The sequence below is a fragment of the Psychrobacter sp. Pi2-52 genome, assembly GCF_904846705.1.
GTDB lineage: Bacteria > Pseudomonadota > Gammaproteobacteria > Pseudomonadales > Moraxellaceae > Psychrobacter.
Genome location: NZ_CAJHBS010000007.1, coordinates 43,267 through 59,510 on the forward strand (window position 1 = coordinate 43,267; position 16,244 = coordinate 59,510).

General features: G+C 43.9%; 10 protein-coding genes. 3 read left to right on the top strand and 7 right to left on the bottom strand.

From position 1 onward, the window contains the following. Positions 1-112: 112 nt before the first annotated feature. From argF to dnaB, 3 genes are all read right to left on the bottom strand, one after another. On the bottom strand, positions 113-1,036 hold the full coding sequence (argF, locus tag JMY00_RS05805) for an ornithine carbamoyltransferase (protein WP_057760398.1): 924 nt from the start codon (positions 1,034-1,036) through the stop codon (positions 113-115). 217 nt (positions 1,037-1,253) lie between these two features. After that, positions 1,254-2,360 (bottom strand): alanine racemase, encoded by a 1,107-nt coding sequence (gene alr, locus JMY00_RS05810; protein WP_201579452.1) that lies wholly within the window; start codon positions 2,358-2,360, stop codon positions 1,254-1,256. Positions 2,361-2,538: 178 nt separating this feature from the next. Next, on the bottom strand, positions 2,539-3,942 hold the full coding sequence (dnaB, locus tag JMY00_RS05815) for a replicative DNA helicase (protein WP_057760393.1): 1,404 nt from the start codon (positions 3,940-3,942) through the stop codon (positions 2,539-2,541). Positions 3,943-4,240: 298 nt separating this feature from the next. Between dnaB and pdxA the strand changes: the two genes are divergently transcribed. Continuing rightward, positions 4,241-5,341 carry a 4-hydroxythreonine-4-phosphate dehydrogenase PdxA gene (gene pdxA / locus JMY00_RS05820; protein WP_201579453.1) on the top strand — a complete coding sequence of 367 codons (1,101 nt, stop codon included), beginning with the start codon at positions 4,241-4,243 and terminating at the stop codon, positions 5,339-5,341. 161 nt (positions 5,342-5,502) lie between these two features. On the opposite strand, the gene JMY00_RS05825 is transcribed toward pdxA, so the two are convergent. Further along, positions 5,503-6,282, bottom strand: coding sequence for a transglutaminase family protein (locus JMY00_RS05825; RefSeq protein ID WP_201579454.1), 780 nt, complete (start codon positions 6,280-6,282; stop codon positions 5,503-5,505). Positions 6,283-6,796: 514 nt separating this feature from the next. Between JMY00_RS05825 and rsmA the strand changes: the two genes are divergently transcribed. Both rsmA and JMY00_RS05835 read left to right on the top strand, forming a co-directional pair. Beyond that, positions 6,797-7,660, top strand: coding sequence for a 16S rRNA (adenine(1518)-N(6)/adenine(1519)-N(6))-dimethyltransferase RsmA (gene rsmA / locus JMY00_RS05830; RefSeq protein ID WP_057760387.1), 864 nt, complete (start codon positions 6,797-6,799; stop codon positions 7,658-7,660). Between the two features lie 145 nt (positions 7,661-7,805). Beyond that, on the top strand, positions 7,806-8,642 hold the full coding sequence (locus JMY00_RS05835) for a symmetrical bis(5'-nucleosyl)-tetraphosphatase (protein ID WP_201579455.1): 837 nt from the start codon (positions 7,806-7,808) through the stop codon (positions 8,640-8,642). A gap of 575 nt (positions 8,643-9,217) precedes the next feature. Here the strand turns inward: JMY00_RS05835 and JMY00_RS05840 are convergent. From JMY00_RS05840 to JMY00_RS05850, 3 genes are all read right to left on the bottom strand, one after another. Next, positions 9,218-11,662, bottom strand: a complete 2,445-nt coding sequence (locus JMY00_RS05840; RefSeq protein ID WP_201579456.1) for a site-specific recombinase — start codon at positions 11,660-11,662, stop codon at positions 9,218-9,220. 237 nt (positions 11,663-11,899) lie between these two features. Further along, entirely contained in the window at positions 11,900-13,684 is a 1,785-nt protein-coding gene (locus tag JMY00_RS05845) for an acyl-CoA dehydrogenase C-terminal domain-containing protein (RefSeq protein ID WP_201579457.1), read from the bottom strand. Positions 13,685-14,032: 348 nt separating this feature from the next. Next, on the bottom strand, positions 14,033-15,826 hold the full coding sequence (locus JMY00_RS05850; protein WP_201579458.1) for an acyl-CoA dehydrogenase C-terminal domain-containing protein: 1,794 nt from the start codon (positions 15,824-15,826) through the stop codon (positions 14,033-14,035). Between the last annotated feature and the right edge of the window lie 418 nt (positions 15,827-16,244).

A 16,244-nucleotide genomic window follows, 5' to 3' on the forward strand; every position in this document is an offset into this window, starting at 1 on the left:
ACAAAAAAGCCGTCCAGATCTGGATGGCTTTTTTATTTGGGAACTTATTTAGGAGTTTGTTAGCAAGTTATTTTACTATTGATCTCACGGTCTTTTTATAGAATAGCCTAAGTTATGCAGGTAACTTGATTTTGTCTTTAAGTAAAAACTCCATCAATGCTTTTTGTGCATGTAAGCGGTTTTCAGCTTCATCCCAGACGACAGAGCGTGGGTCATTAAGCATGTCATGAGAGATTTCTTCACCGCGGTGAGCTGGCAAGCAATGCATAAACACCACTTCAGGATCGGCTTTGTCTAATAGAGACGGCGTCACTTGATACGGTGCAAAACGACGTGCGCGCGTATTTTGCTCGGATTCTTGACCCATACTTGCCCATACATCGGTGACAATCAAATTAGAATCTTTTGCCGCGTCCTGTACGTTTTCTACCAAACTCACGCAATGTGAAAAGCGTTCCATAAGTTTCGGATCAGGCTCAAACCCATAAGGTGCTGCCACGCGTAATTCAAAACCAAACTGATTAGCAGCTTGCATAAATGATGAACACATATTGTTGCCATCACCGACCCAAGTCACAATCTTATTTTCGATACTACCGCGATGCTCGTAATAGGTTTGCATATCAGCAAGCAACTGGCAAGGATGATAGTCATCGGTCAACGCATTGATAATCGGTACACTGGAATATTCAGCAAAGGTTTCAACTTTTTCATGCCCAAAGGTACGAATCATAATGATATCAACCATGCTAGAAATCACGCGTGCTGAGTCTTCTAGTGGCTCGCCGCGACCGAGCTGCGTATCGTTTGGTGATAAAAATATGGCGTTACCACCAAATTGACCCATGCCCGTCTCAAATGAGATACGGGTACGCGTTGAAGATTTTTCAAATATCATGCCAAGCGTACGACCAACAAAAGGCTGGTATATCTCGCCTGCGTGTTGCATCTTACGCAATTCGCTTGCGCGTTTGATTAAGTTTTCTAGTTCTTGTTTGGTTAAATCAGATAAGGTTAAAAAATGGCGCAAACTCATAGTAATCCTAGCAGTCGATCGCAGTCAGTGAAACGTCATCAGTCTTCAATAGCATCGCGTTAGTGCGTATACTGGGTTGACAACAAACTTTTAGTATAGCGTATTTACTTTCAATGTAAACGTTCATTTTTATCAAGATCAAATGGCTTGTTAAATAGACCGAAATCACATTAGCAAGCCGCAATACCTTATATGCTAATGACTGTGCCGTTAATGATTATGCCTGTGTACGGTTTGGACGTATGCTAAGGCGACATAATAGCTCATAGCTAATCGTCCCAGCATGACTTGCAACTTCGTCGACACGCGGCGCATCGCCCCAGAGCATGACCTTGCTATCTATGGCAAGACTCTCAGGTGCGCTACTGATATCAATGACAATCATATCCATTGCCACGCGTCCAATCACTGGGCAACGGTAGCTTTGTTTGTCGTTAGCATCGATGACAGTGACATACGCATCATCAGTAACCACACGTGGATAGCCATCGCCATATCCAACGCTGACCAAAGCGGTTCTGGTGTCTTGCTGCGCACGCCAGCGGCTACCATAGCCGATCGCATCATTGGCGCTAACGGTTTGTAGAGCCATGATTTGAGCAGTAAACTCCATTGCAGGCTGCAAGTCTAATTCTTGTGCGCTCTTATCAACGACAGGTGAGCTACCGTATAAGATAATGCCTGGACGTACCCAGTCATAATGGTACTCTGGGAAGTTGACGATACCAGCAGAGTTGCATAACGAACCTTGGATATCTGGGCTAATGATGTCTTTCAAAGTCGCTAGTACGCTTGAGAAACGCTCAATCTGCATCGCATTTAATGGATGATCGTAGTCATCAGCATTGGCAAAATGCGTGGCTAGGATCAGCTGATAACCCGCCTCATGTAGGCATTTTGCTGCTGATAGCACACCCTCAGCGTTAAAACCCAAACGGTTCATGCCCGTATTGTATTTGAGCCAAGCCACTCTGGTTGCACTGCTAGCTGGCGGGATATTTTGCAGTGCCCATTCTAGCTGTGGTCCATGGTGAATCACGCAGCTAATATCATGATCAATCGCTTGTTGCCATTCATCAGCGGTAAACGCACCTTCTACTAGACCGATGGTTTTCTCCCAGCCTAACTGTCTGGCTTCTAGCGCTTCAGTCAACGTAGCGACACCGATACCATCTGCTTGCTGCAGGGCTGGCAAGACTGCCGCCACGCCATGTCCATAAGCGTTGGATTTGACCATAGCTAATACTTTAGATTGGGGTGCTCGTTGTTTGACTTGATTCAGGTTATGGGTAAGGGCTTTTGGTTTTATAGTGATTGTGCGCATAATCGCCTTCTATATGAGTAGAATTATGAAGTTATAAAGCCAGTACTGCATCGATTGATTTGATGCGGTACTGGCTATTGTATTAAAACTGGTTATGTAAAATTATTTATTAACCTATAATTTAAACTGAGTCTATATAAGGCTTAGTCTTTGTCAGAATTAAATTTTATAAGGTTAGTTACTCATCATTCTCAAAACTGACGCCTTGGTAGTACTCTGGCGTGAGATTGATAAAGCGGGTAAATTGACCTTCAAAGCCTAGACGAATAGTACCGATAGGACCGTTACGCTGTTTACCAATGATGATTTCCGCCACGCCTTTGTGGTCTGAGTTTTCATTATAAACCTCATCACGATAGATGAACATAATCAAATCGGCATCCTGCTCAATCGCACCAGACTCACGTAGATCCGACATGATAGGACGTTTGTTTGGACGGTTTTCTAGACTACGGTTAAGCTGTGATAAAGCAATCACTGGACATTCAAGCTCACGTGCGAGCGCCTTTAAACTACGCGAAATCTCAGAAATCTCGCCAACACGGTTACCATCTAGACTGGGTACTTTCATTAGCTGCAGATAATCGACTACGATTGCACCCAAGCGACCATCATGGTTTTTGGCGATACGGCGGCAGCGGGAACGCATCTCAGATGGCGGTAGGGCAGTACTGTCGTCAATATATAAATGCTTTGATTGCAAATGTTGAATGGCGTTCATCATCTTTGCCCATTCATCTTCATTCATCTGCCCAGAACGCAGATGCGTCTGGTTAATCGCGCCCCATGAGGATAGCAGACGCATGACGATAGACTCGGCAGGCATCTCCATAGAAAACACCACAACAGGCAAATCTTCATTAAACAAGATCCCTTCTGCCAAGTTCATCGCAAAAGTGGTTTTACCCATCGAAGGACGCGCAGCAACGATAATTAAATCACCGGCTTGTAGTCCTTGGGTTTTGTTATTCAGCTCGGCAAATGGTGTCTGCAAACCAATCATGCCATCGGGATTAGATTTTAGTTCTTGAATTTTATCGATAACATTGGTCAAGACAGAGGTAATACCGACAGGGCCGCGTTGTTCCGCGCGCTTGTTATGCTGCTCATTGATACTAAATATCTTACCCTCGACATTGTCGAGAATGTCACTAACGCTTTGGTCTTTTGGATTATAGGCAAGCGTCAGCATATCATTACCAGTGGTAATCAGCTGGCGTAGGGTTGATAGTTCACGCACACGCTGGGCGTAGGCAGTCAGGTTAAACAAAGTCGCAGGACTTTGGCTCAAAATATCGGCCAAATAACTGTCACCACCTGCACCTTTGAGTAATTTCTGCGCTTCTAACCAGTCGTGTACCATGACGGTATCATAAGGCTCATTCACTGCCGCCAAATGGGCAATGGCATCAAAAATATATTGATGTCGCCCAGCATAAAAGTCATCTTTGGTGACAATATCGGCAATCTTGTCGTACGCCTCTTCGATACTCATCAAAGACGCGAGCAATGCCTTTTCAATATCAATATTGTGCGGCGGTGTCTGATTGAGTAAGTCGTCGGTTTTGTCGTTTTCTGCCATGAGTGCCTAATGAGTTAAAATGGGTATGAAAAAGGATGTCGATGATAGAGCAATACAAACGTGGCGCGCCTCTACGATAGAAGTACCAAAACGCGGTCTCAGGTTTGTCTGTAAATGCTACAATCAGATGCGAAAGTTTAACACATAATGTGGTTTTTTAGACTCGATAAAGAACTAAATCTGAAGTGATTGTTTTTCATGAACTAAGAAATACCATACAATATCTAAGTATAAAAACTTAGAATAATAATTATAAGTATAATAAAATCAATAATTTGAATAATATAAGGCTATTGTTATGACAGAAGAAAAGCGCCCACTATTAATCACGACAGGTGAGCCTGCAGGTATTGGCATGGACGTCGTACTAGGACTAGCAGTAGAGGGTAAGTTGCAAGACTTTGCTCGACCAATTTGGGTGACTGCTGATGCTAAAGCCATGCAAACTCGCGCAGAGGAATTGGTTACAGCTGGCGTGCTCAAAAGCACACCTAGTTGGCATACTATCAATGCAGATATGAACGCCGATACCCTCGATGTTAACTTGGTAGCGCAGATATCACAGCAAGATATAGACGCTGATAGTGCTTTCATCCTACTGAATATCCCTTGTGCCGCACCCGTGGTCTGCGGGAAAATTAATATTGCTAACTCAGCGATGGTGGCTCAGCAGTTAGATATTGCTCATAAACTGGCAATAAATAATACAGTCGCTGCCATCGTCACAGGTCCCTTGCAAAAATCAGCGTTGATAGATGCTGGTATCAAGCTGTTAGACGGGACGAAGTTTAGTGGTCATACTGAATTTTTTATGCAGCAAAGCGGCTGTGAGAAGGTCGTCATGATGCTTGCTAATCAAGCGATGAAAGTCGCGCTTGTCACTACGCATTTACCATTAAAGGACATCCCTGCCGCCATCACTGCCGACAATGTGCGGCAAACGGTACAAATTGTCATCGATGACATGAGAGAGAAGTTTGGTCTCACGCAGCCTCGTATCTTAGTTTGTGGTCTCAATCCACATGCAGGCGAGGGTGGTCACTTGGGAAGTGAGGAGGTTGAGATTATCAATCCAGTTCTGAGAGAGTTTATCGATGCAGGTATCAATATATCAGAAGCGATGCCAGCTGATACGTTATTTACTACCAGACATTTAACAAACTGTGATGCGGTCATTGCCATGTATCACGATCAAGGATTGCCAGTATTAAAATCGCACGGTTTTGGTGATACGGTTAATCTAACCTTGGGCTTGCCTTATATACGTACTTCTGTCGATCATGGTACGGCGTTAGACTTGGCAGGAAGCGGCGGTGCGAGTGCGACCAGTTTATATCAAGCACTAAATATGGCTAATGAGATGGCTGATAAATCACTTATCGATGTACCTGCTGTATAAGTCAGTGCTTATAGATATTTTTCACATAGTACTTAATAATTTTATTATCAGTAATGCCTATCTAAAAAGGCAGCCACCTAAGACGATTTAGTAAAGTTTACATCGTGCATGACGGGCAGCATCTGTTTTAAACCTAGGCTCGAAAGCCTAGGGTCAGGACCCTAAGACTGTCTGGTTACGGATACCGATTGGTTGATCAGCTCCATGGATCCGAACGAGGTTAAGAACGCAACGTTTGACGCATCGGACCCAACACCGATGCGGGCCATTGTGTCGGCATCTGCCATGCCAGTCGGATCAATGAGGTGCCAGCTCCCTTCGAGATAGACCTCGGCCACGGCATGAAAGTCTTGTGGTGTCACATCGGGCGCATAAACGCTCACAAACCTAGCTGGTATCGACGACGCGCGCGCTAGGGTTACGAGAACATGCGCAAAGTCGCGGCATACGCCCTGACGTTGAGCAAAGCTGTCGAGCGCGGTAGTTTGTGCATGGCTCGATCCGGGTACATAGCTAAACGCCGACTCGATCCAGTCGCGCATCGCGGCAATCCGTGCGCCGCCAGCGAGATCGCCAAACTCGGCGTCCACAAAGGCATGGAACTGTTCTGAGGGGCAATAGTGAGACGGCATTAAATGCCTGATCGTTTCTCCAGGCAAAAGATGCAAGGGCGTTTGGGACAATGCCGATATGTTCAAGGCAGGACGGTCAACAGCGATTTCTGCGAGGTAAGTGCAGCTAAAATCCCCTTCAGCGTGAATCCAAATCCGCTCTCCTATACCATCATCTGCGGCGACCCGTGAAAAATGCGCAACGTCTGATGTCCAAATCTCGGCTGACCGTACCCGTTGATCCGCAAGATCGGCGGCTTCGATCTGAAGCAAAAGATCCATGGGTTCTGAGAGTCGATAATGGAGGGTGACGTTAAGTTTCAAGATCATATTTGAACTCCCTAAGGGTATTTATCTGGCGGGATGACGATCGCGTAGAGCTGGACCGCCTCGACTATATCAGAGACTGGCTTACTGGAGTCAGGCAGCAATGCCTGACAGGGTTAAATTATCATAATACTGCTTTTCAAACTCAAAAGGTGAGACATAACCGATTGCGTTATGTAGTCGGGCTTTATTAAACCCAAGAAGCGTTAAAAATCCTTAATTATCGATTTAGTTTTACGCCGCGATTGTTATGATGACTCCATCTTTGGACTTGTTTCTGTCTGCTAGCGCTTGGTTTGACGCTGCCATTTAGCATAATCAGAGTTTATATTATATGGATGTAGAGGTAAAAAGTTACCGAGTCAGTTACTCGAAAGCATGGCTCGTCTATCGATAATAGTTATTCAAAAACACAGCCTAATTATGAGCTGTGCTATAATTCACCATTATAAAGTCAGTATATCGCTGCCATTACATTATCATCGCCCATTTATCTTTTATACATTAAGACTCTTTTATGTCCAAAACTTCATTTGATGCTCAAACTATTTCTAACAGCTTACGTGCTGCCAAACATCAGCCGCGTAAGCGCTTTGGCCAAAATTTCTTGCATGATACTAGCGTCATTCGCGAAATCGTCGAAAGTATTCGTCTAGAGCGCGATGACAATTTGATCGAGATTGGGCCTGGTATGGGCGCATTGACCGAGCCGTTATTGGCAGAAGTGGATGCAATGACAGTGGTGGAGCTAGATCGTGATTTGGCAGATAGCTTGCGTATTCGTATCGGTGCCAATAGCCATCCAAACTTTGAGATTATCAAAGACAATGCGATGCATGTGGACTACCGTGAGCTATATAGTGAAGAGCGCGGTAAGCTGCGCGTAGTGGGCAACCTACCGTATAACATCTCAACGCCTATCTTATTTCATCTGCTTAGCTATGCCGATGTGATTCAAGACATGCATTTTATGTTGCAAAAAGAAGTGGTCGAGCGTATCACAGCCGACGTGGGTAGCAAGACTTATGGCCGCTTGTCGGTCATTATGCAATATCACTGTGATACAGATTACTTGCTGACCGTTCCTCGCGGTGCGTTTAATCCACCACCCAAGGTGACCAGTGCTGTCTTCCGCCTGACACCGCATATCAACAAACCAGTAGTCGCAAATGATGAAGAGCACTTTGCTATTGTCGTGCGTGAGACTTTCAACCATCGTCGCAAGACGCTACGTGCTATCTTCAAAAAATCAACGTTGCTACCGACATTGAGCGAAGACGATTTTGCGGCTTGTGGTATCGATCCACAGGCACGACCTGAGACATTAAGCGTCACAGATTTTGTGAACCTAAGCAATCATTCACAGCAGCTAGACGTATAATGTATTTCTGATACATAAAAGCATGCTACTAACCGTCAATTATAATGGCGGTTTTTTATGCTTTATTTTTGTGATTGGTGCTTAGGTATTTATTTCTTATCGAGCTAGCTGTCTTTAACTATCGTGTTTAAATCATTGAGGTGTTATGAGTTTTCGCCATCAGTATGTTATCGGTGACTTACAAGGTTGCTATGCTGCATATCTACAATTGCTAAAAACACTGGATTTCGATCCTGCCCAAGACAAATTATGGTTTGCTGGTGATCTGGTAGCACGTGGCGAGGACTCATTGAACACGCTGCGTCATGTCAAAGCGTTGTGTGAGCAAGGCGCTGCGGCAACGGTATTGGGCAATCATGATCTTAATTTGATAGCAGTCTGGCGCGGGGCCGCCAGGCTTAAAAATAAAGACAAAACGGCACCTATCTTTGCTGCGGATGACTGTGATGAGTTGCTCGAATGGTTACGTAGGCAGCCGATATTAGCCTATCCTGATGAGCACACGGTGCTGGTACATGCGGGTATTCCACCGCATTGGAGTATTGAAGCCGCCGCAGGATATGCGCAGCAATTAGAAGCTCAGCTGCAAAGTAATTTGAATCAGCTCGATCAATTGCTGCCGAATCTATATAGCAAAGAAGCGGATGAATGGCATGCAGGTATCGAAGGATTTACTAAGATGCGGGCGATTGCTAATTACTTTACGCGTATGCGCTTGTGTAAGCAGGACGGGTCACTTGAGTTTAGCTTTTCAGCAGGTTTAGATGAGGCTATGCCAACCGATTTTTTGCCTTGGTTTGAGTGGCAAGTACCGCGCACTCGTAAGATACTATTTGGACATTGGGCTGCGCTAAAAGGCGAAATTGATTTGCCACATGCGCGCGCACTTGACGGGGGCTGTGTGTGGGGTAATTATCTATTGGCTTATAGATTGGGTGATGGCAAGGTAATAACTTCAAGCGCACAGTGCCTGAGCCCATAAAGAGGGTTATAAGCGTCTTAATATACAAGGCTAAATAAACAGTCTGTTATAAGTAGTTCCGTTATAGCAGTTCGTTTTAGATGGTCTGTTAATAGGCTTAAAGGGTGAAATAACTGGTTCCCTTGGGGGTATACCTATGGCAAACCAATCAAAGGAAAATAACTCGACAGTTTGCCCAGCTTTAATAAGCTTTGGCTAAATATTCAAAGCAAAACTCAATAACACGCGTTTACCAGACTGAATTCGTGAAACACTGTGCTCATATTTATCGGGACGAAATAAATAAACTCTGTCGAACAGGTTCATAATGCAGTTTGAACACTCGAACACACCACCAACTTTAGGCTGAATTAAAACAAAGTTTAATTTGTAATAACGGCCTTTTTGTACGGGGTCACAGTGCTTCATAACGCTGTGGTTAGTAGGGTAGGTAACATAATTAATTGAAAAAATTCTACTACTGAAAATTGCTTTGTTGGTTACTCTTTCGGTCATATCCAATCCATTATTTTACATGTATTCAATGACTTTATTATCAACAGTCGATCGAGCATAAAGCTACCGCAACTACCTATTTAATTAGGTAGCTTTGGTGGTTTTTTAGGTTTTGGTAAAGGGGTTTTTGCGTCACCAGTTTGCTTGTCATCAGAGTCAATGTGGTGTGGCTCATCACTAACGATATCGTTATTGAGCGCACTTATCGTTTTGGTGGCCTTATCGTATTGGATATCGTCGGTATAAGGAACGCTGTTTAGTTCGTCATCGACTAAACCATCATCCAGATCCATCACCTTTTCAGGAGAGTTATACGGCTGCGTATACTCATCTGTCGGCTGCTTTTCATAGTTGATGTCGGTATTCGTCTGGGAATGTTGAGCATCAGCATGTTTAGATTCAGGCAGGATTCTGACATCAGACAGACGCCTTACCACATAATTACTTGGTATAGATTTGCCATTTTTTTGTGCGGAGGTATCATCAAATATCATGTGACCCTGACTATCGATACGCGCATATTTCATTGGCTTATCACGTGGCCAGAAAAAGTCAGATGGATGGCTAATAATATGGCCAAATACGAGCTTTGTGAGACGACTCCATTCAAAAAAGCGAACTTCTTTAGAACGTAGGGCAACAAACAGTGCCAACGAAAAGCTAACGATTAAGTTGACCAGACCAATAAGGGCCACGCCAAGTATAGAAATTAGGATGAGACTCCAGCTGATGTCGTCAGCAGATATATTGAATAGTCCATGTGCCAAGTTTGCTGAAGCAAAGGCAATGTGACGAATATCAATTGGTAAGCCGAAGATATAGCCAATAGTTGCGGTACTACCTAAGAACACCCCGAATAAGAAGTTACCCATGATAGCGCCCAAGTTGGCCTCTATAAAGCCGCCTAAACGCTGAAGCCATGAGCTAGGCAGTATATATTTCAACAATCTGTGACGTTGTATACGCGCGCCTACGTTGTTATAAACTGCCAAGTTATCGTAATAACCGGCAATCAAACCAGATAAGAACAGGTAAACCCCAGCAATAGCAGCATGGGGCAGTGCTAATGAGTGGAACGGGTCGAGATCATGTAGCAAGTGTCCTGCTTTTTCGGTATCGATCATTGGCGCGCCAGTATATTGCAACCAAGCAAAAGAGATAATCAAGGCGACGGGTACGGCTAACATGACGTTACCCATGATAGCAATAAACTGGGTGCGCAAGATATCGACGACCAATTCTGATAGCTTGGTCAATTGATGTGATTTTTTACCAGAGCCTTCAGATATGGTAGAAGCGATTGCAGCCGCGGTCATGGCTGGCTGCTTAGTCGCGACTGTGCCGCGAATAACATGAATAAATACGAAGCCCAAACCATAAATCATACTGTTGATGAACGCGCGACCCATGGGTGCGAGCGCTAAGTGGTACGCCAGTATTTTTATAGTTGCCATAAATGCGATGATAAAGCCACCAATAGAGGCTTTTTTGAGCATCTTTTGATAGCCAGCTTTATCGGTACTAATATAATGCTCGCCGACGCGACTGGCATTTTCTGTGACTTTGCGAGAGAGTAGTTTGGTATTGTTATCAATCAAATAACCAATACTATAGCGCTGGTTGGCTGTAGTGATGAGCGCCTGTATCAGTTCGATAACAGCACGATCTCGCTTTTGATTATCGTCTGTGACTAACTCAGTCAAAATCCGCATACGCTGCAAGCTTTGATCTAGACGCAGCATCATATTAGTCAAACGAATAGAAATACCGGTCTTATAAATCCGCTTGCGTACGGTAGCGACGATATCTTCGCACTGTTCAAGCATAACCAATAGAGGTGCGGGATCGACTGCTTGCTCAGGCGTAATATCTGTCAAGGTATCAAGTTCATGTGCTTGACGATATTGATTAACGAAGAGTACGGCTTCTTGATTTTGTGCAACAAAAGATGCGGAATAGTTCAGTATCTGTGGATACGACTCCATCAAATCAGGATGCAAGCCGATACCGCTGATGCGATAAGATAAAATGATAATGGCGTTTAAAATACTGTTTTTTGCGGTAGCGACTAGGTTTAAATGTTTCTCTTCTACGCGAACCAGCTCAACCAGTTTGTCCCATTTTTCCTTTTCGATATTGGCCAGCCAGCGTTCATCAGAGCGCTTGTTAAACAGATAGCCCACCAGTTCAACGACAGAGTCATCTTGTGGTAGTAATGGTAAAAACCGATGACCAATTAACCGGCGTAAACTGTTAAAGAACCCTTGATCGGACATGATACCAGTGTCGGTATACAGCGCAATTTGTCGATATTGGATAATCAGTTTTAGCACAAAACTAGACAGACCATCACCATATTCTGGATGCTGATGTATGATATCAATAAGGGATTGAATTTTCTCATTGGCCAATGCAGGTTCTTTATCACTGACTCGTAGCTCATCAATCAAGCGTTTGAGTACCGCAGGGTCTGGCACGTCGCTCAAGGCGGTAATCTGTTGTAAAATGCGTTTTAATTCTGACACGTCGCACCCTTTATCATGGTTGTTTCAATCGTTTTTATTATTTAAGTCGGTATAAGTGGTTGAGTAAAGTTTGCCAATCGTTCAATTGTAGTCGAGCGACATCTTGTCTTGCGTTATTTTAATCGGAACTGCCTATTGATATTGAATTATTTTGTTAGCAGTTATTTTGACAAAAAAAAGGACAGTAACACGACTGTCCTTTTAATCAAGGTATTTTAGGTTAGTTGTAAAGCTAGCTTAGCTTGCAGGAACGTCGAAATAAGCAAGATCAAAGTTCATCATTGGGTCACTACCAGCTTTGACCATTTTTGCATGAGCATCGATACGCGGTAGGACACGGCCAATGAAATAGTCAGCAAGCTTGGCTTTATTGGTATAAAACTCGCCTTCTTTTCCATTAGCGGCTTCTACCATCAACGCAAACATGTATGAGTAAGCAAGGTAGCCAAACGCATGCATGTAGTCAACCGCACAGCCATTGATTTCGTTTTTGCGTTCACCGATGTTGTTAAGCACAGTGGTGGTTAACTCTTCAATGGTATCTGCTGCATTTAACGTAGCTTGTTTGATAGCGTGATCTGCTTGCATGTTGCTAACAAAGTCACGAATCTCACCCAAGAAGTGAGTGACGTACTTACCGTTGTTACGAGCAACTTTACGACCTAGTAAGTCAAGCGCTTGAATACCGTTGGTGCCTTCATAAATCTGTGCAATACGGGTATCACGAACGATCTGCTCCATACCCCATTCGCGGATATAGCCATGACCACCAAATACTTGCTGACAATCAACAGTGGCTTCTAGTGCTTTATCAGTCAGGAACGCTTTAGCAACTGGTGTCAGTAGGGCAACACGAGCTGCAGCCGCTTTGGCTGACTCAGGATCGGTACTAAACTTCTCTTCATCAAGATTTTTGGCAACGTACATCGCAAAACAGCGAGACGCTTCAGTGTTTACTTTAGCGTTCAATAGCATACGACGGACATCAGCATGATGAATAATAGCGTCAGCAGGTTTTTCTGGGCTTTGTAGCTGGGTATCGCTACGGCCTTGACCACGGTCATTGGCATATAACGCTGCATTTTGATAGGCAAGCTCAGAACCACCAAGGCCTTGCAAGCCCATAGTGACACGCTCATAGTTCATCATGATAAACATTGATGATAGACCAGTGTTTTCCGCGCCAACCATCCAGCCTTTAGCATTATCAAAGTTCATGACACAAGTTGCAGAGGCTTTGATACCCATTTTGTGTTCGATAGAGCCTACCGCTAATGTGTTGCGCTCGCCTAAGCTACCATCTGCATTGACCAAGAATTTTGGTACGACAAATAGCGAGATACCTTTTGAGCCTTCTGGTGCATTTGGTGTTTTTGCCAATACCAAATGAATGATGTTGTCAGTAAGGTCATGCTCACCACCAGTGATAAAGATTTTGGTACCAGAGATATCATAGCTACCATCATCATTAGGCACAGCTTTGGTTTTGATAATACCCAAATCAGTACCAGCATGCGGCTCCGTCAAGCACATGGTGCCAGCCCATTCACCGTTGTACATTTTTTCTAGATAAGTTTGCTTTTGCTCTTCAGAGCCAGCCGCATTTAAGCAAAGCGTCGCACCAACCGTTAGGTTTGGATACAGAGCAAATGATTGGTTAGCAGTAAAAACCATCTCTTCGGTGAGCATGGTAACCATTTTAGGGAAGCCCTGACCGCCGTATTCAGCATTACCGCTTAAGCCGACCCAGCCTGACTCAGCATATTGCTTATAGGCTTCTTTGAATCCTGTCGGAGTCGTGACGACGCCATCACCCTCGAAAGTTGCGCCTTCTTCATCACCGCTACGGTTAATAGGAAGTAGAATGTTTTTTGACAGTTTTCCCATTTCTTCTAAAATCATATCGACAGTTTCCATGTCGACATGAGCCAAGTTTTCGTTGTTTTGCCAAAACTCTGGCGCCTTGAATACGTCATTTAAGATAAAGCGCATGTCATTAAGAGGGGCATTATAAACAGCCATAAACATTCCTTTGGTTCAAATAATTAAAATTGAAGTTGTTAAGATTATCAACTGTTTTCTTGGTATAACCTTAGCGATTAATAATCAAAGTTTAACAAATAAGCTTGTGAGCGAGTGTATTTCTTCGTGAATTGTGCGTACACCAAAAGTTAGCAACGGCTATTGAAGTACTTATAGACACCTTGCTGATAACTATAATGTGAGAAGGTAGACAGGTCGGTACTTATAGACAGTTGCTATAGTCAAAACTATGTTGATAGTTGTCATAAGCACGCGCAAAACAAAGCGGCAACACACCGAAGTATATTGCCGCTCAAGACTATACGATTGCAAAGTTTAGCGCTTTAATTAAAAGGCAAACTGATCAACGTCCATGCTCATGTATGGCTCTACACCAGTGCTGATACGCTGTACGTGCGTAGTAGTACGTGGCAATAGCTTAGCAAAGTAGAACTGAGCCGTTTTAACTTTAGCGTCATAGAATGATTTTTCGCCAGTACCGTTTGCGATAGCAGTCTGAGCAACCAGTGCCATACGCGCCCATAAGTAAGCTAGAGTTACATAACCGCTGAAATACATATAGTCTACCGCCGCGCCGCCGACAGCATCTGGCGTTTCAGTTGCTTGCATGCCGATGCGTGCAGTCAAATCGCCCCATTCTTTAAGATGCTTGGCAAGTGGGCGGATAAACTGACCCATCTCGTCGTTTTCTTTGTTTTCTTCACAGAATTCTTGGATAACGTTTACAAAGTTAGCAAGTAGTTTACCTTGTGAACCTAGAACTTTACGGCCTAATAAATCAAGCGCTTGAATCTCTGTGGTACCTTCGTATAAGCAAGAAATGCGCGTATCACGTACGTTCTGCTCCATACCCCATTCGCTAACGAAACCATGACCACCATAAACCTGAATACCATGGTTGGCAGCTTCTAGACCTGTTTCAGTCAAGAACGCTTTAGCAATTGGTGTCAGTAGTGACAACATTTGGTCAGCAAACTTCAACTCTTTGCCTTCGCCTTTTGCGACGGTATCTGCAAAGTGTGAGAGATAATACACTAGCGCACGACCACCTTCAGCAAAGGCTTTTTCAGTCAATAGCATGTTACGAACCGCTGGATGTACGATGATAGGGTCAGCCGCTTTCTCTGGTGCTTTCGTACCTGATAGTGAACGCATCGCTAAGCGGTCTTTTGCATAAGTCAATGAACCTTGGAACGCATACTCTGCTGCAGTCAAACCTTGCACAGCAGTACCGATACGTGCCACGTTCATAAAGGTGAACATACACTGTAGGCCACGGTTTTCAGGTCCAATCAAGTAACCCGTTGCGCCATCGAAGTTCATGACACAAGTTGCAGAAGCTTTGATACCCATTTTGTGTTCGATAGAGCCACAAACGACATTGTTGCTTTCGCCAACGCTACCATCTGCGTTGACCGTCATTTTTGGGACAATAAACAATGAGATACCTTTGGTGCCAGCAGGTGCGCCTGGTAGACGAGCCAAAACAATGTGGATAATGTTATCAGTTAGGTCATGCTCACCAGCAGAGATGAAAATCTTTTGACCCGTGATGCTATAGCTACCATCTTCTTTAGGCTCAGCTTTGGTACGGATAATACCCAAGTCAGAACCCGCATGCGCTTCAGTAAGACACATGGTGCCTGACCATTCGCCAGTGACCATTTTTTCTAAATAGGTTTGTTTTTGCTCGTCAGTACCATGATGCTCGATGGTTTGAATAGCACCATGTGATAGGCCAGGGTACATAGAGAATGACCAGTTAGCCGTACCAACCATTTCATTGATGACAGTAGACAATGAGAACGGCATGTTTTGACCGCCAAAATCTTCTTCAGCAGATAAAGCAGGGAAGCCAAGCTCACAATACGCGTCATAAGCTTCTTTAAAGCCTTTTGGCGTGGTGACCTTACCATTATCAAACTTACAGCCTTCAGCATCACCGCTTTGGTTCAATGGTGACAGTTCGTTTTCAGCAAAGCTTGCAGCCATTTCAAATAGGCTGTCCATTAGCTCGCGGTCAGCTTCTTGGAACGCAGGCAGAGTTTTGTAGTGGCTTTCACTATCGAGTAGTTCATGCATAACGAATTGGATATCACGTAAGGGCGCTTTGTATTGCATAACTTCCTGTCCTTTTTGGAATGTAACCGATCATAGCCAATAATGAGCATATGGTCGCACTATCCTCTAGTGCGTTATTCTTACCTAGCCAATCTGAAAATCTAAATAAATGATAAACAGTAAAGCAGGTCAACCATGCTATCGATTACATAAAATAGTGTTGAAAAGAGTGGTGATTATCAGAGTCAATGATAGATTAAATGTACTCTAACAAATTCACTATAAAAGATAGGCTTTCATAGGTGATTATACAAGTTTGGTGACAGGACTGATAAGTCATGAACCTATCTTGCATCGGTTATGCAATCGACGTTAGGCGCTAGGAAGCAGTAGCATTAAGCATATGAAAACTCTAACGTTACTAAGACAGATAGTCCTTTATATGATTAGTATTAACATGAAAAAACGACAGCCAAAA